The sequence below is a fragment of the Pseudomonas sp. SW-3 genome (assembly GCF_016615645.1).
In the GTDB taxonomy this organism is placed as follows: Bacteria; Pseudomonadota; Gammaproteobacteria; order Pseudomonadales; family Pseudomonadaceae; genus Aquipseudomonas; species Aquipseudomonas mandelii.
Map to the genome: position 1 here is coordinate 4,501,746 of NZ_CP067098.1, position 26,156 is coordinate 4,527,901.

Consider the following 26,156-nt stretch of genomic DNA (forward strand, 5'->3'; position numbering starts at 1 on the left):
CGCAGCCCTTACAGGGCACTTTGCGGCGGCATACATTAGCAGGGTTTGCCGGGTTAGCGGCTACTCACATGCTGCTCCAGGAGGATCCGATTGGAGAGAGAGACTAGCTCACCCTCATCGGTCAGCAATGTGGTTTTAACCGTGCCGATCTCTTCGATCTGACCTTCGACCTCGCCAACACGCACTTGTTGCCCAACCTGATACAACTCACGCACATAGATTCCCGCAAGAATCTGACCGGCAATTTCCCGGCTTCCCAATCCCATGGCCAGCGCAACTGCCAGACCAACGGTAATCAAAACGATCACAATCACGTGGTTGAGCAGGTCAGTCTTGACCTCCAACTGGCTGATCGCGACCGAAATACTGATGATAATTACCAGCCCCTGGGCAATTCGCCCAAGTCCCGCAGCGTAATCCAGCCCTACGCCCTCTGCGGCACCACGCACCAGCCCATTGGCCAGTTGCGCCAGCAAAACACCCACCAGCAGCACCAGCGCGGCGCCAAATACTTTCGGCAAATACAGCGCAAGCATGTCAAGCGTAGCCGAAACTCGCTCAAGTCCAAGGGACTCTGCGGCAGAAACCAGAAAAATCAGCAGAACGAACCAATAGACAATCTTTCCGATCAGGGTCGAGATCGGCACTTGCAAGCCGGCCCGGGACAGCAATTTGGTCAGACCGGTGCCGCCCATCAGGCGATCAAGGCCCAGCTTGGCGAGCAACTTCGACAGCAAAGTATCCAAAAGTTTCGCAACGACGAAACCCAACAGCAGCACAACCAGCGCGCCGAACAGGTTCGGGATGAAATTGGCCACCTTGGTCCATAACGCAGTCATTGCAGTGACGAGGCTCTGTGTCCAGAGATCAAGTTCCATATTCAATCAGCCTTATCAGCGGTTCGAGCGGTAGGTTTACGGTGGCGGGATACCGGCGAGACGTGGGCCGAGCCGTTATTGAGGGCAATCATCAGCGCGGGCAACCAGCGGCCCAGCAGGCTGAACAGATCGCCAGCGCCGACCTGGCGGTTGGCGGTTTTCAGGACACGTCCAAGGCACGCATCGTCGTCACGGGTGGACGGCGAGGCGTTCAGCATGTCGCGCAAAGACTGTTCAAACGGATCGTGCATACGCACCTCTCGTGATGTCTGTGAAAGACGCGGTCAAATTTGCCCGGGTCACATGGCTCATCGTCACACCCAGCGCAAACGTCTAAATAACCACCACTGTCCGAGCGCTACCGAAACCATCATCAGGCACGCGATCAGGAACCCATAAGGGCTGGCGGAGAATGGAATTCCACCGACGTTGATGCCCAGAAGACCGGTCAGAAAACTCATCGGCAAAAAGATCCCGGTGATGATCCCGAAGCGGTACATCGTGCGATTCATGCGCACGCTCAAACGTCGGTCTTCAGCCTCGAGGACCAGCCCCACCCGCTCCCGGGTCAATTCCAGCTCCTCAAGATATCGGGTCAGGCTGTTGTTCAATTCGTTCCAGTAATCGCCATCGTCTTCGACGAACCAGGGCAGTTTTATCCGCGTCAGCTGTCCGAAAATTTCCCGCTGCGGAGCAAGGAAACGTTTCAGTGCAGCAGCCCGTCGACGGATCTGCAAAATGGCGCCGTGCTCGGGTGTATACCGTTCGTCGGCATCCAGTTTTTCTTCTTCCTCATCGACCACTTCCGAGAGGCAACTGACCAGATCCTGCACCTTGTGGGTGAGGTACTGAGCCATATAAAGGATGAGTTCGGAGGCGGTTTTCGGCCCTTTGCCTTCGGCCAGCGTCACCAGCAACTCATCAGTGGCGCGCAATGGACGCAGGCGAAGGGAAATCACACGCTGGGCTGAGGCGAAGATACGCACCGAGACCATGTCTTCCGGTTCTGCGCCCGGGTTCAGGTTGACCCCGCGCAGAAACAGCAGGAGTTCGGAGTCCGGCAGCGGCAGAAGGCGCGGACGGGTGTTCTCTTCGAGCAGCAGGTCACAGCTGAATTCACTCAGACCGCTGGATTTGCGCAGCCAGGTCTGGGTTTGCGGGTGACTGCGATCCCAGTGCAGCCACAGGCTTTCATGGGCCTGTAGCTGCAAGTCATCGAGTTCAGTCCGGGCTATCGAACGCGCACCGCCTTTACCATCCAGCACCAGGGCATGCACCAGCCCCCACTGCGCGTTTTCTTCCTCGAACATCCTCACCCCTTTGTTGGTCTTGCGCTTTATTCAGGCATCTTCAGCGGGCTTGGCGAGATGATCACGCCGTTGTTGTCCGCGTAGATGTAATGGCCTGGATGGAAGGTCACGCCCGCAAAGGTCACCGCCACGTTGAGATCGCCGACACCACGCTTGTCGGTCTTCATGGGATGGCTCGCCAGTGCCTGAACCCCCAGGTCGGTTTGCGCAATGACGTCGACGTCACGGATGCAACCATAGATCACCAGCCCTTCCCAGCCGTTGTTCGCGGCTTTCTCGGCGATCATGTCGCCCAGCAGGGCACGACGCAGGGAACCGCCACCGTCGACCACCAGCACCTTGCCATTGCCCTTGAGCTCGGCTTGTTCCTTGACCAGCGAGTTGTCTTCGAAGCACTTGATGGTCACGATTTCGCCGCCGAAAGAATCACGGCCGCCGAAATTGCTGAACATCGGTTCCAGCACCTGCACCAGCTCCGGGTAGGCGTCGCACAGGTCAGGCGTGAGGTAATGGTTCATCGAGAAACTCCTGTAGAGAGGAAGACAATCGAGTGTGTCGCAAAGTGACCGGAACAGCTCAATGCGTCATATCTTAGCCTCAAGCCGAACAGAGCGAAATGCCCTTGTTAGAGCATCAGGCTCAGATTGCCGTGGCCAAATCCGGCTTTTCTCCCAGTAAAGGCGCTTGCTGATCGGCCAGCCAGCGCGCCACCAACGGCCAGACTTCGGTTTGGGCGGCTTTGCTGACGAGCATTTCCACGTGACCGAAATTATCGCCAAAGCCCTGCTCGCGGCCAAGGTTGATGAATTGCTTGTGTTCGGAACCCATTTGATCGAACAACTTGCGGCACGCCCATGCCGGATCCTGGTGATCGCCAGCGGCACTCACGGCCAGCACCGGTATTTGAACGTCGGCCAATCCCGCCCACCAGTCCTTCTCCGCATCGCCGAAGCGCCCGAACAGGCCATACCAGCGCATGCTTTCCAGGGCCAGGCCAATCGGCTCGTCCTCCGGGCCACGCTTGAGCCGCGAACCGGACAGTTGGGCGAAACGCTTGAGAATGAAGCGCCCGCTCCACTCCACCGGTGGAATTTTCAACGGCCAGTAGGTGCGACTGACCTGCGTGCCGAAGAACGCCGCCGACGCCACGACAGGCTCGCCGATGTATTCCCCACCCAGTGCCGCCGCCAATGTGATGCCGCCCAGCGAGTGACCGATCCAGTGCGGGACCTGACCGCTCTGCTCGCGCACGAACGCGCCAATGGCCGGCAGATCGTAACGGGCGTAGTCGGCAACACGGTTCTTGCGGTAGTTCTGATTACGCTGGGACAGGCCGTGACCGCGCATTTCGGGAATCCAGACATCGAATCCCAGGCGCGTCAGGTAGGCGCCCAGCCCAAGTCCTTTCGGCGAGAACCAGAACCGGCGATTGGAAAAGCTGCCGTGCAACAAAATCACCGGCACGCCACGCACGGACGATTCATCAGCCATGCCAAGACGCGTCACAGCCAGTTCGACGGTGCCGTCAGGGCTGTTGCCAGGTTTCAAACGATAGACATCTTCGCTCAGATCGCCGCGACGCTCGGCGCTGATCAGGGCGACAGGAAATAGGTTGCTGCTGCTTTGCATAATGCTCTTGCACAAAAAAGGGCGGCTTCCAGAGGAGCCCGCCCTACTTGAATCTTAAAGCCCCAGCCACTAAAGCGGCCGGGGCTTCACTCACACCATCAAGCCGAAGCCTGACCTTCAGCCAGGAAGAACCAGGTTTCCAGTACGGAATCGGGGTTCAGCGAAACGCTTTCGATGCCCTGCTCCATCAGCCACTTGGCCAGATCAGGGTGGTCCGAAGGGCCCTGACCGCAAATACCGATGTACTTGCCAGCCTTGTTGCAGGCCTGAATCGCGTTGGCCAGCAGCTTCTTGACCGCCGGATTACGCTCGTCGAACAGGTGCGCGATGATCCCGGAGTCACGGTCCAGGCCCAGGGTCAGCTGGGTCAGGTCGTTGGAGCCGATGGAGAAGCCGTCGAAGAACTCGAGGAACTCTTCAGCGAGGATGGCGTTGGACGGCAGCTCGCACATCATGATGATGCGCAGACCATTTTCGCCACGCTTCAGACCGTTCTCCGCCAACAGATCGATGACCTGGCTGGCTTCGCCGAGGGTACGGACGAAGGGCACCATGATTTCGACGTTGGTCAGGCCCATCTCGTTGCGCACGCGCTTGAGGGCACGGCATTCGAGTTCGAAGCAGTCGCGGAACGATTCGCTTATGTAACGCGAGGCGCCACGGAAACCCAGCATCGGGTTTTCTTCTTCCGGCTCGTAGAGCTTGCCGCCGATCAGGTTGGCGTATTCGTTGGACTTGAAGTCCGACAGACGCACGATGACCTTTTTCGGCGTGAACGCAGCGGCCAGGGTGCTGATGCCTTCAACCAGTTTCTCGACATAGAAACCGACCGGATCGTCGTAACCGGCAATGCGCTTGTCGACGCTGTCCTTGATGTCCTGCGGCAGCCCGGCGTAGTTCAGCAGCGCCTTGGGGTGCACGCCGATCATGCGGTTGATGATGAATTCCAGACGGGCCAGACCCACACCGGCGTTCGGCAGTTGCGCGAAGTCGAATGCACGGTCCGGGTTACCGACGTTCATCATGATCTTGAACGGCAGATCAGGCATGGCATCGACGGAGTTTTTCTTGATGTCGAAGCCCAGTTCGCCTTCGAAGATGTAACCGGTGTCGCCTTCAGCGCAGGAAACAGTCACGCCTTGGCCGTCTTGCAACAGCTGGGTGGCGTTGCCGCAACCGACCACGGCCGGGATGCCCAGCTCGCGTGCGATGATCGCCGCGTGGCAAGTACGGCCGCCACGATTGGTGACGATGGCGCTGGCGCGCTTCATGACCGGTTCCCAGTCCGGGTCGGTCATGTCGGAGACCAGAACGTCGCCTGGCTGGACCTTGTCCATCTCGGACACGTCCTTGATGATGCGGACCTTGCCGGCGCCGATGCGCTGGCCGATGGCGCGACCTTCAACCAGCACGGTGCCGGTTTCTTTCAACAGGTAGCGTTCCATGACGTTGGCCTGGGTGCGGCTCTTCACGGTTTCAGGACGGGCCTGAACGATGTAGAGCTTGCCGTCGTCGCCGTCTTTGGCCCATTCGATGTCCATCGGGCACTTGTAGTGCTTCTCGATGATCATCGCTTGCTTGGCCAGTTCGCTGACTTCAGCGTCGGTCAGGCAGAAACGGGCGCGATCGGCCTTGTCCACGTCGATAGTCTTGACCGACTTGCCGGCCGTGGCGACTTCGCCGTAGATCATCTTGATGGCCTTGCTGCCCAGGTTGCGACGCAGGATGGCCGGACGACCGGCGGCCAGCGTGCCTTTGTGGACATAGAACTCATCCGGGTTCACCGCGCCTTGTACGACGGTTTCACCCAGGCCGTAGGCGCCGGTGATGAACACCACGTCACGGAAGCCCGATTCGGTATCGAGGGTGAACATCACGCCGGCGGTGCCGGTTTCGGAGCGGACCATGCGCTGCACGCCAGCCGACAGGGCAACCAGTTTGTGGTCGAAGCCCTGGTGGACGCGGTAGGAAATCGCGCGGTCGTTGAACAGGGAGGCGAACACCTCTTTGGCGGCGCGAATAACGTTTTCGACACCACGGATGTTCAGGAAGGTTTCCTGCTGACCGGCGAAGGAAGCGTCCGGCAGGTCTTCGGCGGTAGCGGAAGAACGCACGGCCACGGCCATGTCAGGGTTGCCGGCCGACAGCGTGGCGAACGCAGTGCGGATCTCGGCGTTGAGTTTCTCGGGGAATTCGGCTTCCATGATCCATTGACGGATCTGGGCGCCAGTCTTGGCCAGGGCGTTGACATCGTCGACGTCCAGGGCGTCGAGGGCGGCGTGGATCTGATCGTTCAGGCCGCTCAGTTCCAGAAAATCACGATAAGCCTGAGCTGTCGTGGCGAAGCCACCGGGCACCGATACACCGGCACCTGCGAGGTTACTGATCATCTCGCCCAGGGATGCGTTCTTGCCCCCTACGTGCTCTACATCATGGACGCCGAGCTTATCGAGGGAAACTACGTACTCTACCAAGGTGATCTCTCCACTAACTGTGTTGGAAAAGCTCAGAAGCCGGGCGCTCGGGGGAGCGTTTGCCAGCTGTATGGCCTGGACCTGGAAAATAAGTGAGAATGCGGGCCACTGGCGGCCGGCAAATCGCGCCTATCATATCCAAGATTCGTCACTAGCTTAAGGCCCAAGGTGCAAATGAAACGATCTGCTTTCTTTATTTCCGACGGCACCGGCATCACAGCCGAAACCCTCGGCCAAAGCCTCCTGGCGCAGTTCGAAAACATTACCTTCAGCAAATTCACGCGTCCGTACATCGACAACGTGGATAAAGCGCGGGCCATGGTACAACAAATCAACAAAGCCGCCGAAACCGACGGTTTCCGGCCGATTATCTTTGACACCATCGTCAATCAGGACATCCGTGAGATCCTCGCCACGTCCAATGGTTTCATGATCGACATTTTCTCGACCTTCCTGGCGCCGCTTGAACAGGAACTGACCGAGCATTCTTCCTACACCGTCGGCAAATCCCACTCCATCGGCACCAACTCCAATTACATGGAGCGGATCGAGGCGGTGAACTTCGCCCTCGACAATGACGACGGCGCGCGCACGCATTATTACGACAAGGCCGACCTCATCCTAGTGGGCGTGTCGCGTTGTGGTAAGACACCGACGTGCCTGTACATGGCGATGCAATTCGGCATCCGCGCGGCCAACTACCCGCTGACCGAAGACGACATGGAACGCCTGCAACTGCCCACCGCCCTGCGCGCCCACCAGCACAAGCTGTTCGGCCTGACCATCGACCCGGATCGTCTCACCGCGATCCGCAACGAGCGCAAGCCCAACAGCCGCTATTCGAGCTACGCCCAGTGCGAGTTTGAAGTGCGCGAGGTGGAGAACCTGTTCCGCCGGGAGAACATTCCGAACATCAATTCCACGCATTTTTCGGTGGAAGAGATTTCGGCGAAAATCCTGGTGGAGAAAGGGGTGGAGCGGCGGTTCAAATAGTTCTGCGGCGCCCGTTATAGCGCATTCGCGAGCAGGCTCGCTCCCACAGTTGATCTCCAGTGGACACAAAGTTTGTGTACGACAGAGATCCACTGTGGGAGCGAGCCTGCTCGCGAAGAACGATTACACGGTCTCCGCCAATGCCCTCGCCAATGCTTCAAACCCCTGCAGCAACCACCGATCATCCCCCGCTGAATGACACACACTCGCCCGAATGAATTGCGGCACTGCGGTATGCCCGACCGCAAACGCTTCCGCGGTGGCCACCAGGTAATTGTTCTGCTTTAGCTCCGCCGCAATCTGCGATGCTCGCCACGGCTCGGGCACTTCGATCCAGAAGTGTGGGCTGTGGGGATGAGTCTTGTACCCGACCTCTTCTAACATTGGGCTGACCAAACGCTTGCGGCGACTGATTTCAGCAATCTGCTGCCCCAGCAACTGCTCGGCGATACCGTTTTCGATCCACGCCGTCGCCAGCTCCATCGACAGCGGACTCGCCATCCAGCACGTCCCGCGCACCGCCGCGCTCAAACGTCCGATCAACGGTTGCGGCGCATGCAGATAACCCGCCCGTAAACCCGCCGAAACCGCTTTGCTCAGACTGCCGATCAACACCGAACGCTCCGGGGCAAAGTGGCTCAAGGGCAACGGACGCTGCTGCGCGAGAACGGCGTGGGCTTCGTCCTCGATGATCAGCAGATTATGTTGGCGACAGACCTCGGCAATCGCCTCACGTCGTGGGACGGACATCACCGCCGCCGTAGGATTCTGGAGGGTCGGCGTGCAGTACACCGCCGATACCCGATGATGCTGGCAAACCTCCGACAAAGACTCGGGCAACAATCCTTCGTCATCCATCCCGACACCGATCAGCTTGATGCCGAGCATGCGGGCGACACTGATCAGCCCGGGGTAAGTCAACTGCTCGGTGACCAGAGTGTCGCCAGGGCTTGAGCAGCGCCATCAACACGCAGAGCAAGCCGTGCTGGCCGCCATTGACGCAAATAACCTGCTCGGCGCTCGGTACGAAGGCCTGATGCCGCAGCCAATGGGCACCTGCCGCACGATGTCGCGGCAACCCGGCATCGGCCGTATAACCGCTAAGCAGTTGCAAGGTGTATGGATCGCTGGCCAAGGCCTGCAGGCTTTGACTCAGAAAAGCGCCTTCCTGCCCCGGAATCGGCTGATTCCGACTCATATCGAAGTAAGGCTGTGGGTCGTCGCTGACATTGCGAAAGCCGCCATCCCGCACCCGCTCCATCCCCCGCTGACGCACATAGGTGCCATCTCCTACACGAGCCACGACCAACCCTACCCGCTCCAGTTCGCCATAGGCACGGCTGATGGTGCCGATGGTCACTCCCAGGCTGTCTGCTAAAAGACGATGGGGTGGCAGCTTGCTGCCAGGTTCGATCAAACCTTCGCCGATACTCTTTTCCAGGGCTTCGGCGAGGCGCTTGTACTTCACGCCGCGTCCCTGAGCCAGGCCTTCGCGCAAGATTGACACGGTGGCAATACTTACTTTGACAGTCATTTCCATCCCGAATAGCGTGCTGAAAACAGGCTCAATCAGGGATAGACCTATTTGGTAACGGGGTCAATTTCGACGACGAAGGAGCACGATCATGTCCACGGCCCTCAGCGCCTTTTCCAGTATCCGAAAACCGTGGCTAGCCGGAGGGGTCACCAGCGTGCTGTTCCTGATCGTTTGCCTGAGTTGGGGCACGACGTGGCTGGGCATCAAGATTGCCGTCGAAAGTGTGCCCCCGCTGACCGCCGCCGGGCTGCGTTTTCTGATCGCCTTTCCGCTGTTTTTGAGCTTCGCCCTGCTGCGTCGCGAGCCGCTGCTGTTTCCCCGGCAAAGCCGCTGGTTTTTCGTGTTCGTCACCCTGTCGTATTTCAGCCTGCCGTATTACTTGCTCAACTACGGCGAGATGCACGTGTCGTCCGGCCTGACCGCGCTGCTGTTCAGCTGCATGCCGGTGTTCATCCTGCTGTTTTCCGCCGTGTTTCTGCGGCAGAAAATCTACCCTTCGCAAGTGATTGGCATCGCCATCGGTTTTGGCAGTCTGTTCATGATTATCCGCAGCCAGGGGCTGCACCTGGACCATGCCGAATTGTTCGGGGTACTGGCGATTCTGGCGGCGGCGGTCATGCATGCGCTGTGTTACGTCATCACCAAGAAGCAAGGCAGTGCGATCAGTGTGATTACTTACAACACGCTGCCCATCGGCCTGGCCGGTTTGATGCTGTTTGTGGCGGGATTGAGCGTTGAGGCTCCGGTGTTCGAAGACATCACTGCGCGCTCGTGGGGCGCCTTGCTGTATCTGGGACTTGTGGCCTCGGTGGGCGGGTTTATCGTTTACTTTTTGCTGCTCAAACGCTTGAGCCCGATCATTCTGTCGTTCGTGTTTATTATTTTTCCGGTGTTCGCGGTGGTGATTGGCGCGTGGTATGAAGGGCACAGTCTGACCCGGGAGTTGATGGGGTATTCGGCGGTGTTGCTGACCGGGTTTGCCATCACCAAATTACCCGTCGAAAAATGGCTCAAGGGTTGACGCCGGCCGCCCCTGCAGGAGCCAGGCTGCCGGCGAAGGCGTCTTCAAATACGCCGTCGCCGGCAAGTCGGATCGCCGCCCCCCTGTCTTTTGCAGGAATTCGTGTCAGATCACGAACAGGTCGACGAAGCGATTGACCGGGGTTGCCTCCAGCGCAGCCTGGTCCTTGCACAACGCAAAAATCTCCGCACTGCGCTGGGCGGTGAAGCGCGTCGCCAGGTTGGCCTTGAACTTGTCCTCCAGCAACGGAATGCCATCGGTGCGGCGACGGCGATGCCCGATTGGATATTCCACCACGACCTTCTCGGTGCTCGAGCCGTCCTTGAAAAACACCTGGATCGCGTTGGCGATGGAACGCTTGTCCGCCTCCAGGTACTCGCGGGTGTACTGCGGGTCTTCGACGATGACCATTTTCTCGCGCAATACATCAATGATCGGGTGCGCCGCGTGGAAACTGTCTTCGTACTGCTCGGCGACCAGATTGCCGAATGCCAGCGGCACCGCCGTCATGTACTGAATGCAGTGGTCGCGGTCGGCAGCGTTGGCCAGCGGGCCCACCTTGGAAATGATCCGGATCGCCGACTCGTGGGTGGTGATGACGATTTTGTCGATCTCATGCAGACGATTTCTAACCTGTGGATGAAGCGTCACTGCCGCTTCGCAGGCGGTTTGTGCGTGGAATTCAGCGGGGAAACTGATTTTGAACAGCACGTTTTCCATCACGTAGGTGCCGTATGGGCGGGAGAAGCTGAAGGCGCGTTTGTCTTCGGGCTTGAGCGCCAGATCGTTGTTGGTGTGGCTGAACAATACATCGTAAAAGCCCCACTGCTTCGCCGTCAGCACGCCGGGAATGCCCATCTCGCCACGCATCGCCATGTCCGCCAGGCGCACACCGCGACTGGACGCATCACCCGCCGCCCAGGACTTGCGCGACCCGGCATTCGGCGCATGCCGATACGTGCGCAACGCCTGGCCGTCGGCGAAGGCGTGGGACAACGCTGACAGCAACTGCTCGCGATTGGCGCCCATGAGTTTGGCGGTGACGGCGGTCGAGGCGACTTTCACCAGGATGACGTGATCGAGTCCTACCCGATTGAAGGAGTTTTCCAGTGCGATCACGCCTTGAATCTCGTGGGCCATGATCATGGCTTCGAGCACTGCGCGAACGGTCAGCGGCGCATCGCCATTGGCCAGGCGCTTTTGCGACAGGTGATCGGCCACTGCGAGAATACCGCCGAGGTTATCGGACGGATGGCCCCATTCGGCGGCGAGCCAGGTGTCGTTGTAGTCGAGCCAGCGCACGATGCAGCCGATGTCCCAGGCCGCCTTGACGGGATCGAGCCGAAATGGGGTGCCTGGCACGCGTGCACCGAACGGGACGATGGTGCCTTCCACGATAGGGCCCAGGTGTTTGGTGCATTCGGGGAAGCGCAGGGCCAGCAGGCCGCAGCCGAGGGTGTCGATCAGGCAGTTGCGGGCAGTGTCGAGCGCTTCGGCGGACTCGATCTTGAAGTTGAGGACGTAATCGGCAATGTCCTGCAGGACGGTGTCGTAGTCGGGGCGGTTGTTCAGGTCGACGTTGGCGCTCATGTTCGATTCACTCTTGAAGTGGTTCGTTGATGGGACCTCGGTTCAGGGATCAATCTCGATGGGTTACAACATTCTTATTGTTGAAATCGGACCTGTAGGAGCCAGGCTTGCCGGCGAAGGCGATCTTGAGGGCGCCTTCGCCGGCAAGCCTGGCTCCTACAGGCGTTAGATGTTGTTAGAAGGAATCACCCGGCACGCGGACGTAACCTTCCATCAACACCCGCGCACTGCGGCTCATGATGGCCTTGTTCACTTTCCATTCACCGTTCACCAGGCTAGCTTCAGCACCCACCCGCAAGGTGCCGGACGGATGCCCGAAGCGCACGGCATTGCGTTCGATTCCACCCGCCGCGAGGTTGACCAAGGTGCCGGTAATCGCCGCTGCCGTGCCGATGGCAACGGCCGCCGTGCCCATCATCGCGTGGTGCAATTTACCCATCGACAACGCACGTACCAGCAGGTCGACATCCCCTGCCGCAATGGCTTTGCCGCTGGACGACACGTAGTCCGCCGGCTTTGCCACAAAGGCCACCTTAGGCGTGTGCTGACGCTTGGCCGCTTCGTCCAGGTCCTTGATCAAGCCCATGCGCAACGCGCCATAAGCACGGATCGTCTCGAACATCAGCAGCGCTTTCGGATCGCCATTGATCGCCCCCTGCAACTCGGTGCCGGTGTAGCCAATGTCTTCGGCATTGACGAAAATCGTCGGGATGCCGGCATTGATCATGGTTGCCTTGAAGGTCCCGACGCCGGGCACTTCCAGGTCATCCACCAGATTGCCGGTGGGGAACATCGAACCGCCGCCACCCTCTTCTTCCGCGGCAGGGTCCATGAATTCGACCTGCACTTCAGCGGCGGGAAAGGTCACGCCGTCGAGTTCGAAATCGCCGGTTTCCTGCACTTCACCGTTAGTGATCGGCACGTGGGCGATGATGGTCTTGCCGATGTTGGCCTGCCATACGCGCACCACGGCGATGCCGTTCTGCGGAATGCGGCTGGCGTCGACCAAACCATTGCTGATGGCGAACGAACCGACCGCAGCCGACAGGTTGCCGCAATTGCCGCTCCAGTCGACGAAAGGCTTGTCGATCGAGACCTGACCGAACAGGTAATCGACGTCGTGATCAGCCTTGGTGCTTTTCGACAGGATCACGGTTTTGCTGGTGCTGGACGTCGCGCCGCCCATACCGTCGATTTGCTTGTCGTAAGGGTCGGGGCTGCCGATCACGCGCAGCAACAAGGCATCGCGTGCCGGGCCGGGAATCTGTGCCGCTTCGGGCAGGTCTTTGAGGCTGAAAAACACGCCTTTGCTGGTGCCGCCGCGCATGTAGGTGGCGGGGATTTTGATCTGAGGTGCGTGAGCCATGATGGTCCTTTTAGGATCGAGCGGGACCGCAGGGTCCCGCCCGAACTCATCGTGTTAAACGGCAACCGCCGATTCTTCGAGGAAGTCCTGCGCGAAACGCTGCAACACGCCGCCGGCCTCGTAGATCGACACTTCTTCAGCGGTGTCGAGGCGGCAGGTCACCGGCACTTCGACGCGTTCGCCGTTCTTGCGGTTGATCACCAGCGTCAGTTCGGCACGCGGCGTGCGCTCACCGATCACGTCGTAGGTTTCGCTGCCGTCGATGGCCAGGGTGTGACGGTCGGTGCCCGGCTTGAACTCCAGGGGCAACACGCCCATGCCCACCAGGTTGGTGCGGTGGATGCGCTCGAAACCTTCAGCGGCAATCGCCTCGACACCCGCCAGACGCACGCCCTTGGCCGCCCAGTCGCGGGACGAACCCTGACCGTAATCGGCGCCGGCAATGATGATCAGCGGCTGCTTGCGCTCCATGTAGGTTTCGATGGCTTCCCACATGCGCATCACTTTGCCTTCCGGCTCGACGCGAGCGAGAGAACCCTGCTTGACCTTGCCGTTTTCCTGAACCATTTCATTGAACAGTTTCGGGTTGGCGAAGGTGGCGCGTTGCGCGGTCAGGTGGTCGCCACGGTGAGTCGCGTAAGAGTTGAAGTCCTCTTCCGGCAAGCCCATTTTCGCCAGGTATTCACCCGCCGCGCTGTCCAGCATGATCGCGTTCGACGGCGATAGGTGATCGGTGGTGATGTTATCCGGCAGCACCGCCAATGGGCGCATGCCCTTGAGCGGACGTGCGCCGGCCAACGCGCCTTCCCAGTACGGCGGACGACGGATGTAAGTGCTCATCTCGCGCCAGTCGTACAGCGGCGTGACTTTCGGGCCGGTGTCTTCATGGATGGCGAACATTGGAATGTAGACCTGACGGAACTGCTCCGGCTTGACCGACGCCTTGACCACGGCGTCGATTTCTTCGTCGCTCGGCCAGATGTCTTTCAGGCGGATTTCCTTGCCTTCGGCGTCCAGGCCCAGCACATCTTTTTCGATGTCGAAACGGATGGTGCCGGCGATGGCGTAAGCAACCACCAACGGCGGCGAAGCAAGGAACGCGTTCTTGGCGTACGGGTGAATCCGGCCGTCGAAGTTGCGGTTACCGGAGAGCACGGCGGTGGCGTACAGGTCGCGGTCGATGATCTCTTGCTGGATCACCGGATCCAGCGCACCGGACATGCCGTTACACGTGGTGCAAGCGAACGCCACGACGCCGAAACCAAGTTGCTCCAGCTCAGTCGTCAGGCCGGCTTCGTCCAGGTACAGCGCCACGGTTTTCGAACCCGGCGCCAGGGACGATTTGACCCACGGCTTGCGGGTCAGGCCGAGCTTGTTGGCGTTACGCGCCAGCAGGCCGGCGGCAATCACGTTGCGCGGGTTACTGGTGTTGGTGCAGCTGGTGATGGCGGCGATGATCACCGCGCCATCCGGCATCTGGCCAGGAACGTCGTCCCACTGACCGGAGATGCCTTGGGCGGCGAGATCCGAGGTGGCGACGCGGGCGTGCGGGTTGCTCGGGCCGGCCATGTTGCGCACGACGGTGGACAAGTCGAACGTCAGGCCGCGCTCGTATTGCGCGCCTTTCAGGCTGTCAGCCCACAGGCCGGTTTGCTTGGCGTAGTTCTCGACCAACTGCACCTGCTCGTCTTCACGGCCGGTGAGTTTGAGGTAGTCGATGGTTTGCTGGTCGATGTAGAACATCGCCGCCGTGGCGCCGTATTCCGGGGCCATGTTGGAGATGGTTGCGCGGTCGCCGAGGGTCAGCGCGGCGGCGCCTTCACCGAAGAATTCCAGCCATGCGCCGACCACTTTTTGCTTGCGCAGGAACTCGGTCAACGCCAGCACCATGTCAGTGGCAGTGATGCCCGGTTGCAGCTTGCCGGTCAGTTCAACGCCGACGCTTTCCGGCAGACGCATCCACGACGCACGGCCGAGCATCACGCTCTCGGCTTCCAGACCACCGACACCGATGGCGATCACGCCCAGTGCATCGACGTGCGGGGTGTGGCTGTCGGTGCCGACGCAAGTGTCGGGGAACGCCACGCCGTCACGTACCTGGATCACCGGAGACATTTTCTCCAGGTTGATCTGGTGCATGATGCCGTTGCCCGGTGGAATCACATCAACGTTCTTGAAGGCCTTTTTGGTCCAGTTGATGAAGTGGAAACGGTCTTCGTTGCGACGGTCTTCGATGGCGCGATTCTTCTCGAACGCCTCCGGGTCGAAGCCTCCGCGCTCGACGGCCAGGGAGTGGTCGACGATCAACTGCGTCGGCACCACCGGGTTCACTTGCGCCGGGTCACCACCTTGCAGGGCGATGGCGTCACGCAGGCCGGCGAGGTCGACCAGCGCGGTCTGGCCGAGGATGTCGTGGCACACCACGCGAGCCGGGAACCACGGGAAGTCGAGGTCGCGTTTGCGCTCGATGAATTGCTTCAGGGATTCGGTGAGCGTGGCCGGGTCGCAGCGACGTACCAGGTTTTCCGCCAGCACGCGTGAGGTGTACGGCAGAGTGTCGTAGGCGCCAGGCTGGATGGCCTCGACAGCCGCGCGGACGTCGAAGTAATCCAGATGGCTGCCGGGCAGCGGTTTACGGAATTCAGTGTTCATCGTCAGGACTCGGTCACGGTAGTTTCAAAAGGTGGGGCCTGGCACAGCACCTGAAATGCACACAATCCACTGTAGGAGTGAGCCTGCTCGCGATAGCGGTCAATCAGTCGACATCCATTTTGAATGTCAGTCCGTCATCGCGAGCAGGCTCGCTCCTACAGGGATCTGCGTAGAGTTCAGATCCCGGTGCAGGCCTTCACCATTCAGCGTTGTTCGATTGGCACGAACTTGCGCTGTTCGACGCCGACATACTCGGCGCTCGGGCGGATGATGCGGTTGTTGGCACGCTGTTCGAACACGTGCGCCGCCCAGCCGGTCAGGCGCGAGCAGACGAAGATCGGTGTGAACAACTTGGTCGGAATGCCCATGAAGTGGTACGTCGATGCATGGTAGAAGTCGGCGTTCGGGAACAGTTTCTTCTGTTCCCACATGGTCGCGTCGATGGCTTCGGAAACCGGGAACAGCACGGTGTCGCCCACTTCTTCAGCGAGTTTTTTCGACCAGCCCTTGATCACTTCGTTACGCGGATCGTTGTCTTTATAGATCGCGTGGCCGAAGCCCATGATCTTGTCCTTGCGCGCCAGCATGCCGAGGGTGCCCTCGACGGCCTCTTCAGGCGACGAGAAGCGCTCGATCATTTCCATCGCCGCTTCGTTGGCGCCGCCGTGCAGAGGGCCGCGCAACGAACCGATGGCTGCGGTGACGCAGGAATACATGTCCGACAGCGTCGAGGCGCACACCCGTGCGGTGAAGGTCGAGGCGTTGAACTCGTGTTCCGCGTAGAGGATCAGCGAAACGTTCATCACCTTGACGTGCAAATCGCTCGGTTTCTTGCCGTGCAGCAAGTGTAGGAAGTGGCCGCCGATGGATTGTTCGTCGCTCACGCAGCTGATGCGCTTGCCGTCATGGCTGAAGCGATACCAGTAGCACATGATCGCCGGGAACGCGGCGAGCAGGCGGTCGGTCACGTCGTGTTGCTCGGAGAAGTCTTTCTCCGGCTCGATGTTGCCCAGGAACGAGCAACCGGTGCGCATCACGTCCATCGGGTGGGCGTCGGCAGGAATGCGTTCCAGCACTTCTTTGAGCGCTTGCGGCAGGTCGCGCAGCTTGCCCAGTTTGCTGATGTAAGCGGCGAGTTGTGCCTTGGTCGGCAATTCACCGTAAAGCAGCAGATAAGCCACTTCTTCGAATTGCGCGTCGGCCGCCAGTTCGCGAACGTCGTAGCCGCGATAGGTCAGGCCGGCGCCCGATTGGCCCACGGTGGACAGAGCGGTTTGCCCGGCAACCTGGCCACGGAGCCCGGCGCCACTGAGTACTTTTGCTTCGGCCATTGCTGTCTCCAGTTTTTCTTGAATTTGTCAGGGAAACTTGTAGGAGCGATGCTTGCTCGCGAAAGCGCTGTATCAGACGACATTAATGTTGAATGTCAGTGCGTCTTCGTCGGATCGCCGCCCAGAGCAAGCTTCGCTCCTACAGGGCTTTCGTTACTTCTTCGCGGCAAACAACGCATCGAGCTTCTGCTCGAAGGTGTGGTAGTCGATGCGATCGTAAAGCTCCATGCGGGTCTGCATGGTGTCGATCACGTTCTGTTGCGTGCCGTCGCGACGGATTGCGGTGTAGACGTTTTCCGCCGCCTTGTTCATCGCGCGGAAAGCGGACAGCGGGTACAGCACCAGCGACACATCGGCAGCGGCGAGTTGCTCGGTGGTGTACAGCGGCGTCGCGCCGAATTCGGTGATGTTAGCCAGGATCGGCGCTTTCACGCGGTTGGCGAACAGCTTGTACATGTCCAGTTCGGTAATGGCTTCCGGGAAGATCATGTCGGCGCCGGCTTCGATGCAGGCGGCGGCGCGATCCAGCGCGGATTCCAGACCTTCCACTGCCAGGGCGTCGGTGCGAGCCATGATCACGAAGCTGTCATCGGTGCGCGCATCGACGGCGGCCTTGATCCGGTCGACCATTTCCTGCAGCGACACGATCTCTTTATTCGGACGGTGACCGCAGCGCTTGGCGCCGACCTGGTCTTCAATATGGATCGCCGCCGCGCCGAACTTGATCATCGACTTGACGGTGCGCGCGACGTTGAACGCCGAGGAACCGAAACCGGTGTCCACGTCCACCAGCAGCGGCAGGTCGCACACGTCGGTAATGCGACGCACGTCGGTCAGCACGTCATCCAGGCCGGTGATGCCCAGGTCCGGCACGCCGAGGGAGCCGGCAGCCACCCCGCCACCCGACAGGTAAATGGCCTTGAAACCGGCGCGCTTGGCCAGCAGCGCGTGGTTGGCGTTGATCGCGCCGACCACTTGCAGCGGATGTTCGCTGGCGACCGCATCGCGGAAACGCTGGCCTGGAGTGCTCTTGTTGGAACTCATGACTCACCTCGTTCAGTGGCTGTCTGGTTAGCGCCGTCCTGGTAGTGACGGGCGATATTGCGTTTGGAGGCGCCGATGTGACGGCGCATCAACAACTCGGCTAGCTCACCGTCACGGTCGGCGATGGCGTCGAGAATTCGGTGGTGCTCGGCAAAGGCCTGGTGCGGGCGATTGGGCGTGGTGGAAAACTGGATGCGGTACATGCGCACCAGTTGGTAGAGCTCGCCGCACAGCATCTGCGTCAGGGTGCGGTTGCCGCTGCCCTGGATGATCCGGTAGTGGAAATCGAAGTCGCCTTCCTGCTGGTAATAGCCAACGCCGGCCTGAAACGCCTCATCGCGCTCGTGGGTTTCGAGGACACGGCGCAGTTCGTCGATTTCTTCGCCGGTCATGCGTTCGGCCGCCAGCCGACAGGCCATGCCTTCGAGGGATTCGCGAATCTCGTAGAGCTCCAGCAGCTCGGCATGGCTCAGCGAAACCACCCGCGCCCCGACGTGCGGTACGCGGACCAGCAGGCGCTGGCCTTCCAGTCGATGGATCGCCTCGCGCAACGGCCCGCGGCTGATGCCATAGGTGCGCGCCAGCTCCGGCTCGGAGATCTTGCTGCCCGGGGCGATCTCGCCTTTGACGATGGCCGCCTGAATGCGGCGGAAGACGTTTTCGGAAAGCGTCTCCGACTCGTCTTGCGTAACCACCGGGGGATCGAGTTGATCCAGCATATTGTCGACACCTTGAAAGCCAATGCCGCAAAAACTAGCGAAAACAGCCGCAACAGTCAAAGGATAAATAGGTATTGTCGACAATCGTCTAATAACCGACTGCACCACAACAAAGCAGCCCTTCTGTTTATAGCCCCCCGCCAGCGCTGGCGCCATAAACCCACCGTGCTAGAATGCCGCCCGCATTTGTCTGTGACATCTGCACGGCTTGTCATAAATAGTTGATAGGCATACGAGGGAGCTTGCGCAGCGATGCCAGGGCCTTGAATTGAAGTACGGACCGCTGCGCACCAGGATTTATGAGACTCAAGCCCCTCCCGACATTCCTTTATCTTCTTTGCCTGCCCGGTTTCGCCGTGGCGGGGGAAAAGACCGTGTACGGCCTCAACGAGTATGCTTCCCTGGACGGCATCAACCTGGAAGTCGCCGCCAAACTCGACACCGGGGCGAAAACAGCGTCCCTGAGTGCCCGCGACATCAAACGTTTCAAACGCAATGGCGAGTCCTGGGTGCGCTTCTATCTGGCCATCGACGCAGCGCATTCGCACCCCATCGAACGGCCACTGGCCCGCGTCAGCAAGATCAAGCGTCGTGCGGGCGACTACGACCCGGAAGAGGGCAAGAAGTACACCGCCCGTCCGGTGATCGAGCTGGATATCTGCATGGGTTCGGCTTTACGCAGTATCGAAGTGAACCTAACCGACCGTAGCGCCTTCCAATACCCGCTCTTGATCGGCTCCGAAGCGCTGAAACGCTTCGACGCGCTGGTCGACCCCAGTCTTAAATACGCTGCTGGCAAACCCGCCTGCGCCACCGACGCACATACCGCAGAGTAATTCCAATGCGCGCTCTTACCCTCCATCTGAAACTGCTGATCGCCATCCTGGTGGTGCTGGGCATTTCAGTTACGGCCTATCAGATTTTCGTGCTCGGCATTCCCGTGACCGAGGACGCCACCGACGACTTGTGGAATATCGACGCCAAGGTCGAGTTCGTCGCCAGTGCCAAAGACCCGGTCAAGATCCAGATGTTCGTGCCGCCGCTGAGCCGCGACTACGTCAGCCTCAACGAGAGTTTCATTTCCAATAACTACGGCGTGGCCGTAAACCGTGTCGACGGCAACCGCAAGGTGACCTGGTCGGCGCGCCGGGCCAAGGGCAACCAGACCCTTTATTACCGCCTGGTGCTGACCAAGCGCTACACCGGCGAAAAATCCAAGGTCAAGGGCCCGACCTTCCGCGACAGCATCGCCGTCGAAGGTGCGGAAAAAATCGCCGCCGAAGCCCTGCTCGCGCCGATCCGCCAACACTCGGCCGACGTCGAAACCTTCATCGGCGAAGCCATCAAGCGTGTCAACAATCTCAACGATGACAACGTGAAGCTGTTGCTGGGCGGCGATCCTTCCCCCGGGCACAAGGCGAAAATCGTCGAGCTGGTCCTGTCCATCGCCCACGTGCCGGTAGAAAAGGTCCACACCATCCGTCTGGTGGCCGATCAGCCGCAAACGCCGGAACTCTGGCTGCGCAGCTTCAACGGCACCGACTGGCTGTACTTCAACCCGGAAACCGGCGAACAAGGCCTGCCGTCCGACCGCCTGCTGTGGTGGACCGGCGACGAAAACCTGATCACCGTCGATGGCGGCAAGAAAGCCAACGTGACGTTCAGCCTGAACAACAGCGAAATGAACGCGATTCGACTGGCCAAGCTGACCGACGAAAACACCGACGCCAACTTCCTCGAATACTCGCTGTACGGTTTGCCCCTGCAAACCCAGCAGACCTTCATGATCATGGTGATGATCCCGATCGGCGTGCTGGTGATCCTGATCCTGCGCAACCTGATCGGCCTGCAGACCCTCGGTACCTTTACCCCGGTGCTGATCGCCCTCGCCTTCCGCGAAACCCAGCTTGGCTTCGGCATCGTTCTGTTTACGGTCATCACGGCGCTCGGGCTGTCACTGCGCTCCTACCTTGAACACTTGAAGTTGCAGATGCTGCCGAGGCTGTCGGTGGTGCTGACCTTCGTGGTGGTGCTGATCGCGGCGATCAGCCTGTTCAGCCATAAACTCGGCCTGGAACGCGGGCTGTCGGTGGCGCTGTTCCCGATGGTGATTCTGACCATGACCATCGAACGCCTGTCGATTACCTGGGAAGAACGCGGTTCCGGGCATGCGATGAAAGTGGCGATCGGTACGCTGTTTGCCGCCTCCCTGGCGCACCTGATCATGAGCGTGCCGGAGCTGGTGTACTTCGTGTTCACCTTCCCGGCGATCCTGCTGATCCTGGTGGGTTTCATGCTGGCGATGGGGCGTTATCGCGGTTACCGCCTGACTGAACTGGTGCGCTTCAAGGCTTTCCTCAAGAAGGCTGACTCTTGATGTTCGGCTTCTGGAAGACCTGGAAGGCCCTGGAAGCCCGGGGCATCATGGGGATCAATCGGCGTAACGCGGACTACGTGCTCAAGTACAACAAGCGCAGCCTGTACCCGATTGTCGATGACAAGATCATCACCAAGGAACGCGCGATCGCCGCCGGTATTCATGTGCCGGAACTGTACGGCGTGATCTCCACCGAGAAGGAAATCGATAACCTCGACAAGATCATCGGCGAGCGCACCGACTTCGTGATCAAACCGGCCCAGGGCGCGGGCGGCGACGGCATCATTGTGGTTGCCGACCGTTTCGAGGGCCGCTATCGCACGGTGTCCGGCAAGATCATCAGTCATGAGGAGATCGAGCACCATGTCTCCAGCATCCTCACCGGCCTGTATTCCCTGGGCGGTCACCGTGACCGCGCACTGATCGAATACCGCGTGATCCCGGACCAGATCTTCAAAAGCATCAGCTACGAAGGCGTCCCGGACATTCGCATCATCGTGTTGATGGGCTATCCGGTGATGGCGATGTTGCGCCTGCCGACGCGCCAGTCCGGCGGCAAGGCCAACCTGCACCAGGGCGCTATCGGCGTCGGCGTCGACCTCGCAACCGGGCAGACGCTGCGCGGCACCTGGCTGAACAACATCATCACCAAACATCCGGACACCACCAACGCGGTGGACGGCGTGCAACTGCCCTACTGGGACGGTTTCATGAAACTCGCTGCCGGCTGTTATGAGCTGTGCGGGCTGGGCTACATCGGTGTCGACATGGTGCTCGACCAGGAAAAAGGCCCGCTGATTCTTGAGCTCAATGCCCGGCCCGGGTTGAACATCCAGATTGCCAACGATTGCGGCCTGACGCTGCGCACCCATGCGGTTGAAGCGCGGCTGGAAGAGCTGAAAGCGCGCGGGGTTGTTGAGTCGGTTCAGGAGCGGGTCGAGTTTGTTCAGGAGATGTTTGGGCATATTCCTGCCGTCGAAGGCTGATCCGAAACCGAGTCGCTGCCTTCGCGGGCAAGCCTCGCTCCTACAGATCTAGCGTCGTTCACATTCTCGGCGAACGGCACAAACCCGTAGGAGCGAGGCTTGCCCGCGAAGACTGACTAACAGTCACCAAACCTCGCAACCCTGTCCCCAATCTGCCAATCCCCGACATCCCCTCTAGGAGCAAATCCTGCAGAGGACTACAATCCCACCCCCGCCTCGATGGCTGATCTGCCCCGCCCATGTTGACCTGTTCCGTACACCCGCTGCCCTATCGCGCCAACCCCGCCGAGTACTTCGCGGCGATTCGTCATGCCCCCGGTGCCGTGCTGCTCGACAGCGGCCGGCCCACCGCTGATCGCGGGCGTTATGACCTGCTCAGCGCCTGGCCGCTGCAGCAAATAGCAGTATTGCCTGACGAAAGTGGCAGCGATTTCCTGCAACGCCTTCGCGACCATCTGGCACGACTGGGTGAAGCGGCAGTCTCCGATGAACTGCCATTCGCCGGCGGGTTGATCGGTTATCTGAGTTATGACTTCGGACGGCATCTTGAACACCTGCCGAGCCAGGCGCAGGACGACCTGCAATTGCCGGATGCGCGTTTCGGGCTGTACGACTGGGCATTGATCAGCGATCACCAGTTGGCTACCAGTCAACTGGTGTTCCACCCGACACTGATCGACAGCGAGCGCCAGCGCTTGATCGCCTTGTTCAGTCAGCCTGCGATTGAGCCGATCGAGCCGTTCAGTTTGAAAGCCCCGATGAAGGCCGACCTGAGCGCTGACGAGTATCGCCACGCACTTGAGCGCATTCAGCAGTACATCCAGGCGGGCGATTGTTATCAGGTGAACTTCGCCCAGCGCTTTCGTGCGCAATGTGCGGGTGATCCGTGGGCCGCGTATGTCGCGCTGCGGGCCGCGTGCCCGACACCGTTTTCCGGTTTCCAGAGCCTGCCCGACGGCGGCGCGGTGTTGAGTCTGTCGCCTGAGCGCTTCGTCAAAGTCAGTGAACGTCATGTGGAAACCCGCCCGATCAAAGGCACCCGTCCGCGTGGCCTGACGGCTGCCGAAGACGCCGCGAACGCTGCCGAACTGCTGGCCAGTCCCAAGGACCGTGCCGAGAACCTGATGATCGTCGACCTGCTGCGCAACGACCTCGGTCGCACTTGCCGCATCGGCTCGGTGCGGGTGCCGGAGTTGTTCAGTCTGGAAAGCTATCCGAATGTGCATCACCTGGTGAGCAGCGTGACCGGCGAACTGGCGGATGACCGGGATGCGCTGGATCTGATCGCTGGCAGTTTTCCGGGCGGATCGATTACCGGTGCGCCGAAGATTCGTGCCATGCAGATCATCGACGAGCTGGAGCCGACCCGACGTGGGTTGTACTGCGGCTCGTTGCTGTACCTGGACGTGCGCGGCGAGATGGACAGCTCCATCGCCATTCGCAGCTTGCTGGTCAAGGATGGGCAAGTGTGCTGCTGGGGCGGTGGCGGGATTGTCGCGGACTCGGAATGGCAGGCGGAGTATCAGGAATCGATTACCAAGGTGAAGGTTCTGCTCGACACCCTGCAAAACCTTTGATTCCGGGCTTTTGTGGCGAGGGAGCTTGCTCCCTCGCCACAGGCTGTGTTTACAGACTTAGGGCCCGATTCGAAGCCTTGATGAACTCCTGCTTCAAGTCCTCAAAGGTATGCACCGCCGGGAACTGCGGAAACTCGCGAATCACATTATCCGGCGCATGAAACAGAATCCCCGCATCCGCCTCACCCAGCATGGTGGTGTCGTTGTAGGAATCCCCTGCCGCAATGACCCGATAGTAAAGACTCTTGAACGACAGAACCGACTGCCGCTTCGGATCTTTCTGACGCAACTGATAGCTCGTCACCCGTCCCGAATCGTCGGTGATCAAGCGATGGCACAGCAAGGTCGGGAAGCCCAGTTGACGCATCAGCGGCTGGGAAAACTCGTAGAACGTGTCCGACAGAATCACCACCTGGAACCGCTCACGCAGCCAGTTGACGAACTCGATGGCGCCGTCCAGCGGCTTCAGCGTGGCGATCACTTCCTGGATGTCAGTGAGCTTCAAGCCGTGCTCGTCGAGAATCCGCAGGCGCTGCTTCATCAGCACGTCGTAGTCGGGAATGTCCCGGGTGGTCGCCCTCAGGGATTCAATACCGGTTTTTTCAGCGAACGCGATCCAGATTTCCGGGACCAGCACACCTTCGAGATCCAGACAGGCAATTTCCACAAGACACTCCCATTTGTATTGATTATTGAGTCGAGCGAGTAAAAGACTGCCGAACTCTAGCGACTCAGGCTGCCCCGCGCAACGCACAGGGCGCGCCCGCCGCCGCAGGATTTTGTTACCATCAGCCCCATATAGAGCGCCCAGCGCCACCGACCTGTAGGAAGCCGCCCTGATGAGCCCATCGTTCGATGTTGTGGAACTCGCCACGACCTATGCCAACAAATCCGCCCAGGACATCCTGAAACTCGCGTTTGCCGAGTTTGGCGATGACCTGTGGATATCTTTCAGCGGCGCCGAAGACGTGGTGCTCGTGGACATGGCCTGGAAGCTGAACAAGAACGTCAAAGTGTTCAGCCTCGACACCGGCCGCTTGCACCCGGAGACCTACCGCTTCATCGATCAGGTGCGCGAGCACTACAAGATCGACATTGAGCTGGTGTCCCCGGACTACACGAAACTGGAGCCGTTCGTGAAGGAAAAAGGCCTGTTCAGTTTCTACAAGGACGGCCATGGCGAGTGCTGCGGCATCCGCAAGATCGAACCGCTGCGTCGCAAACTGTCGGGCGTGAGCGCCTGGGCCACCGGCCAGCGTCGGGACCAGAGCCCGGGTACCCGCAGCGCCGTCGCGGTGATGGAAATCGACACCGCGTTTTCCACCCCGGAACGCACCCTCTACAAATTCAACCCGCTGGCGCAGATGACCAGCGAAGAGATCTGGGGTTACATCCGCATGCTCGAACTGCCGTACAACAGCCTGCACGAACGCGGCTTCATCAGCATTGGCTGCGAACCCTGCACCCGCCCGGTGCTGCCGAACCAGCATGAACGTGAAGGCCGTTGGTGGTGGGAAGAAGCGACGCAGAAAGAATGCGGGCTGCATGCGGGGAATATCATCAGCAAGTCCAAGGCCTGAGCCCGAGCCGGGTGAATTCCCCTGTGGGAGGTTCTATGGTTGAGGGGAAACCCTCAACTGACTTTTGACTGATATTCGCTTTGCCCTTTCAGCAAAGCGAATGCCACCCGCGCAAGCTTGCGAGCCAGCATCACCAGCGCCTCAGTAGTGCTGAAGCCCCGGGCTCTTTGGGCTTCGTAAAACCCTTTCCAGGCTTTCGTACGGCTAGCCGACATCGCTGCATTGTGCAGAAGCCGGCGGGCCTCGGGGTCACCGCGCTTGGTCAAACTGCGGCGACCGTCCTTCTGTCCTGATTTAGACACCCGTAAATCCATGCCCAGGAAGGCGATAAACGCATCCGCGTTTCTAAAATCCCCGCGCTGAAATGCAGTTATCAAGCGAGCCCCAGTCAAAAATCCAATGCCTTCAACTTTCAGGCAACGTTTCAGTTGACCGAGTAAACCGGCTTCTTTGAGCTGATCGTTGATCGTCTTTTCGATCAGCGTTTCAAGCTGCTGCATGGACTTCACTTGTTCTGCAAAAGCCGCTTTCAGCAGCGGCTCATTCGACCAACTCTGCACCAGGCCAACCCTAGCCTGGACCAAGGCAGCCCGGCGGCGGAAGAGGCTCAGGAGCTGGCGGTACAGCGGTGATGGAGGGGTCCAGGGGCGCAACTCCTCGGCTTCGTTCTTCAGGTAACGGGCCAGCAACTTGGCGTCCAGCGCGTCGGTTTTGGCGCGGATTTTCACGCCTTCGCGATAATGTTTGAGTTCATAGCCTCCCACCATGTAAATCGCACATCCGGCCTCATAGGCCAGATCAGCAAAGTCCAGGTGATAGATGTTGGTCGCCTCAATGGCAATAGCCACCGTCCCCGGCAACGTATTCAGCCACTGCTTGATGGATGTTTTAGTGTTGGGAATCTCTTTAAGCAAATCGTTATCAGCCTGATAAATCACCAGTTCATTCTTGGCGACATCCACGCCCACGATCGGTTTTGATAGAGAGACCGGCATTGCCATAGGATTTCCTCCGAGATAAGGTTTGAGCACTTGAAGGGCTCACTCAGAGGCGCAGGCTTGTTCCTATCGTCGGTCTAGCCAGATGCATTCT

Annotated in this window: 21 protein-coding genes and 1 pseudogene; 7 read left to right on the forward strand and 15 right to left on the reverse strand. The window is 59.8% G+C overall.

What is annotated here, in order from left to right:
- Positions 1-53 precede the first annotated feature (53 nt).
- From JIO00_RS20145 to ppsA, 6 genes are all read right to left on the reverse strand, one after another.
- Positions 54-878 (reverse strand): mechanosensitive ion channel family protein, encoded by an 825-nt coding sequence (locus JIO00_RS20145; RefSeq protein ID WP_008027407.1) that lies wholly within the window; start codon positions 876-878, stop codon positions 54-56.
- Between the two features lie 2 nt (positions 879-880).
- A complete protein-coding gene (locus tag JIO00_RS20150) occupies positions 881-1,129 on the reverse strand; it encodes a CrfX protein (RefSeq protein WP_077748196.1) in 249 nt (82 codons plus the stop codon).
- A gap of 63 nt (positions 1,130-1,192) precedes the next feature.
- The gene (locus JIO00_RS20155; protein ID WP_083376059.1) at positions 1,193-2,188 is read right to left on the reverse strand and encodes a zinc transporter ZntB; all 996 of its coding nucleotides are present in this window, start codon (positions 2,186-2,188) and stop codon (positions 1,193-1,195) included.
- Between the two features lie 26 nt (positions 2,189-2,214).
- Positions 2,215-2,706: a ribonuclease E activity regulator RraA gene (rraA, locus tag JIO00_RS20160; RefSeq protein WP_077748195.1), complete on the reverse strand. Its 492-nt coding sequence runs from the start codon at positions 2,704-2,706 to the stop codon at positions 2,215-2,217.
- 121 nt (positions 2,707-2,827) lie between these two features.
- On the reverse strand, positions 2,828-3,817 hold the full coding sequence (locus JIO00_RS20165; protein ID WP_077748194.1) for an alpha/beta fold hydrolase: 990 nt from the start codon (positions 3,815-3,817) through the stop codon (positions 2,828-2,830).
- Between the two features lie 98 nt (positions 3,818-3,915).
- Positions 3,916-6,291, reverse strand: a complete 2,376-nt coding sequence (gene ppsA / locus JIO00_RS20170; RefSeq protein ID WP_010456532.1) for a phosphoenolpyruvate synthase — start codon at positions 6,289-6,291, stop codon at positions 3,916-3,918.
- 174 nt (positions 6,292-6,465) lie between these two features.
- On the opposite strand from ppsA, the gene ppsR reads away from it, so the two are divergent.
- The gene (gene ppsR / locus JIO00_RS20175) at positions 6,466-7,284 is read left to right on the forward strand and encodes a posphoenolpyruvate synthetase regulatory kinase/phosphorylase PpsR (RefSeq protein WP_077748193.1); all 819 of its coding nucleotides are present in this window, start codon (positions 6,466-6,468) and stop codon (positions 7,282-7,284) included.
- Positions 7,285-7,407: 123 nt separating this feature from the next.
- Here the strand turns inward: ppsR and JIO00_RS20180 are convergent.
- Positions 7,408-8,818 (reverse strand): annotated as a pseudogene (locus tag JIO00_RS20180) (aminotransferase-like domain-containing protein).
- Positions 8,819-8,909: 91 nt separating this feature from the next.
- Between JIO00_RS20180 and JIO00_RS20185 the strand changes: the two are divergent.
- A complete protein-coding gene (locus JIO00_RS20185; RefSeq protein WP_145305892.1) occupies positions 8,910-9,842 on the forward strand; it encodes a DMT family transporter in 933 nt (310 codons plus the stop codon).
- 105 nt (positions 9,843-9,947) lie between these two features.
- On the opposite strand, the gene prpD is transcribed toward JIO00_RS20185, so the two are convergent.
- The 6 genes from prpD to JIO00_RS20215 all read right to left on the reverse strand — a co-directional run bounded on the left by prpD (position 9,948) and on the right by JIO00_RS20215 (position 18,544).
- Positions 9,948-11,432, reverse strand: a complete 1,485-nt coding sequence (gene prpD / locus JIO00_RS20190; RefSeq protein ID WP_169856745.1) for a 2-methylcitrate dehydratase — start codon at positions 11,430-11,432, stop codon at positions 9,948-9,950.
- A 175-nt stretch (positions 11,433-11,607) separates the two neighbouring features.
- Positions 11,608-12,798, reverse strand: coding sequence for a 2-methylaconitate cis-trans isomerase PrpF (prpF, locus tag JIO00_RS20195; protein ID WP_010456542.1), 1,191 nt, complete (start codon positions 12,796-12,798; stop codon positions 11,608-11,610).
- A 54-nt stretch (positions 12,799-12,852) separates the two neighbouring features.
- The gene (gene acnD, locus JIO00_RS20200; RefSeq protein WP_010456544.1) at positions 12,853-15,450 is read right to left on the reverse strand and encodes a Fe/S-dependent 2-methylisocitrate dehydratase AcnD; all 2,598 of its coding nucleotides are present in this window, start codon (positions 15,448-15,450) and stop codon (positions 12,853-12,855) included.
- Between the two features lie 203 nt (positions 15,451-15,653).
- Positions 15,654-16,781 (reverse strand): bifunctional 2-methylcitrate synthase/citrate synthase, encoded by a 1,128-nt coding sequence (gene prpC / locus JIO00_RS20205; protein ID WP_077748190.1) that lies wholly within the window; start codon positions 16,779-16,781, stop codon positions 15,654-15,656.
- 153 nt (positions 16,782-16,934) lie between these two features.
- Positions 16,935-17,825: a methylisocitrate lyase gene (prpB, locus tag JIO00_RS20210; protein ID WP_010456549.1), complete on the reverse strand. Its 891-nt coding sequence runs from the start codon at positions 17,823-17,825 to the stop codon at positions 16,935-16,937.
- Positions 17,822-18,544 (reverse strand): GntR family transcriptional regulator, encoded by a 723-nt coding sequence (locus tag JIO00_RS20215; RefSeq protein ID WP_077748189.1) that lies wholly within the window; start codon positions 18,542-18,544, stop codon positions 17,822-17,824. The genes prpB and JIO00_RS20215 overlap by 4 nt, the downstream gene beginning before the upstream one ends.
- Before the next feature lie 299 nt (positions 18,545-18,843).
- On the opposite strand from JIO00_RS20215, the gene rloA reads away from it, so the two are divergent.
- From rloA to pabB, 4 genes are all read left to right on the forward strand, one after another.
- Positions 18,844-19,380, forward strand: coding sequence for a retropepsin-like aspartic peptidase RloA (gene rloA, locus JIO00_RS20220; protein ID WP_010456553.1), 537 nt, complete (start codon positions 18,844-18,846; stop codon positions 19,378-19,380).
- A 5-nt stretch (positions 19,381-19,385) separates the two neighbouring features.
- A complete protein-coding gene (gene rloB / locus JIO00_RS20225) occupies positions 19,386-20,921 on the forward strand; it encodes an osmotic stress tolerance membrane protein RloB (protein ID WP_077748188.1) in 1,536 nt (511 codons plus the stop codon).
- Positions 20,921-21,907 (forward strand): alpha-L-glutamate ligase-like protein, encoded by a 987-nt coding sequence (locus JIO00_RS20230; RefSeq protein WP_200666717.1) that lies wholly within the window; start codon positions 20,921-20,923, stop codon positions 21,905-21,907. Before rloB ends, JIO00_RS20230 begins: the two co-directional genes overlap by 1 nt.
- A 239-nt stretch (positions 21,908-22,146) precedes the next feature.
- A complete protein-coding gene (pabB, locus tag JIO00_RS20235) occupies positions 22,147-23,484 on the forward strand; it encodes an aminodeoxychorismate synthase component I (RefSeq protein WP_010456559.1) in 1,338 nt (445 codons plus the stop codon).
- Positions 23,485-23,533: 49 nt separating this feature from the next.
- On the opposite strand, the gene thrH is transcribed toward pabB, so the two are convergent.
- A complete protein-coding gene (gene thrH / locus JIO00_RS20240; protein WP_010456561.1) occupies positions 23,534-24,151 on the reverse strand; it encodes a bifunctional phosphoserine phosphatase/homoserine phosphotransferase ThrH in 618 nt (205 codons plus the stop codon).
- 172 nt (positions 24,152-24,323) lie between these two features.
- On the opposite strand from thrH, the gene JIO00_RS20245 reads away from it, so the two are divergent.
- Positions 24,324-25,064: a phosphoadenylyl-sulfate reductase gene (locus tag JIO00_RS20245; RefSeq protein WP_010456562.1), complete on the forward strand. Its 741-nt coding sequence runs from the start codon at positions 24,324-24,326 to the stop codon at positions 25,062-25,064.
- 53 nt (positions 25,065-25,117) lie between these two features.
- Here the strand turns inward: JIO00_RS20245 and JIO00_RS20250 are convergent, their stop codons facing one another.
- Positions 25,118-26,065, reverse strand: coding sequence for an IS110 family transposase (locus tag JIO00_RS20250; protein ID WP_042932411.1), 948 nt, complete (start codon positions 26,063-26,065; stop codon positions 25,118-25,120).
- Positions 26,066-26,156 lie beyond the last annotated feature (91 nt).

What these genes read in the sequence shown, in the direction of transcription:
- JIO00_RS20145 (WP_008027407.1), bottom strand. Translation starts at nt 878, where the DNA reads ATGGAACTTGATCTCTGGACACAGAGCCTCGTCACTGCAATGACTGCG.
- JIO00_RS20150 (WP_077748196.1), bottom strand. Translation starts at nt 1,129, where the DNA reads ATGCACGATCCGTTTGAACAGTCTTTGCGCGACATGCTGAACGCCTCG.
- JIO00_RS20155 (WP_083376059.1), bottom strand. Translation starts at nt 2,188, where the DNA reads ATGTTCGAGGAAGAAAACGCGCAGTGGGGGCTGGTGCATGCCCTGGTG.
- rraA (WP_077748195.1), bottom strand. Translation starts at nt 2,706, where the DNA reads ATGAACCATTACCTCACGCCTGACCTGTGCGACGCCTACCCGGAGCTG.
- JIO00_RS20165 (WP_077748194.1), bottom strand. Translation starts at nt 3,817, where the DNA reads ATGCAAAGCAGCAGCAACCTATTTCCTGTCGCCCTGATCAGCGCCGAG.
- ppsR (WP_077748193.1), top strand. Translation starts at nt 6,466, where the DNA reads ATGAAACGATCTGCTTTCTTTATTTCCGACGGCACCGGCATCACAGCC.
- JIO00_RS20185 (WP_145305892.1), top strand. Translation starts at nt 8,910, where the DNA reads ATGTCCACGGCCCTCAGCGCCTTTTCCAGTATCCGAAAACCGTGGCTA.
- prpD (WP_169856745.1), bottom strand. Translation starts at nt 11,432, where the DNA reads ATGAGCGCCAACGTCGACCTGAACAACCGCCCCGACTACGACACCGTC.
- prpF (WP_010456542.1), bottom strand. Translation starts at nt 12,798, where the DNA reads ATGGCTCACGCACCTCAGATCAAAATCCCCGCCACCTACATGCGCGGC.
- acnD (WP_010456544.1), bottom strand. Translation starts at nt 15,450, where the DNA reads ATGAACACTGAATTCCGTAAACCGCTGCCCGGCAGCCATCTGGATTAC.
- prpC (WP_077748190.1), bottom strand. Translation starts at nt 16,781, where the DNA reads ATGGCCGAAGCAAAAGTACTCAGTGGCGCCGGGCTCCGTGGCCAGGTT.
- prpB (WP_010456549.1), bottom strand. Translation starts at nt 17,825, where the DNA reads ATGAGTTCCAACAAGAGCACTCCAGGCCAGCGTTTCCGCGATGCGGTC.
- JIO00_RS20215 (WP_077748189.1), bottom strand. Translation starts at nt 18,544, where the DNA reads ATGCTGGATCAACTCGATCCCCCGGTGGTTACGCAAGACGAGTCGGAG.
- rloA (WP_010456553.1), top strand. Translation starts at nt 18,844, where the DNA reads ATGAGACTCAAGCCCCTCCCGACATTCCTTTATCTTCTTTGCCTGCCC.
- rloB (WP_077748188.1), top strand. Translation starts at nt 19,386, where the DNA reads ATGCGCGCTCTTACCCTCCATCTGAAACTGCTGATCGCCATCCTGGTG.
- JIO00_RS20230 (WP_200666717.1), top strand. Translation starts at nt 20,921, where the DNA reads ATGTTCGGCTTCTGGAAGACCTGGAAGGCCCTGGAAGCCCGGGGCATC.
- pabB (WP_010456559.1), top strand. Translation starts at nt 22,147, where the DNA reads ATGTTGACCTGTTCCGTACACCCGCTGCCCTATCGCGCCAACCCCGCC.
- JIO00_RS20245 (WP_010456562.1), top strand. Translation starts at nt 24,324, where the DNA reads ATGAGCCCATCGTTCGATGTTGTGGAACTCGCCACGACCTATGCCAAC.
- JIO00_RS20250 (WP_042932411.1), bottom strand. Translation starts at nt 26,065, where the DNA reads ATGGCAATGCCGGTCTCTCTATCAAAACCGATCGTGGGCGTGGATGTC.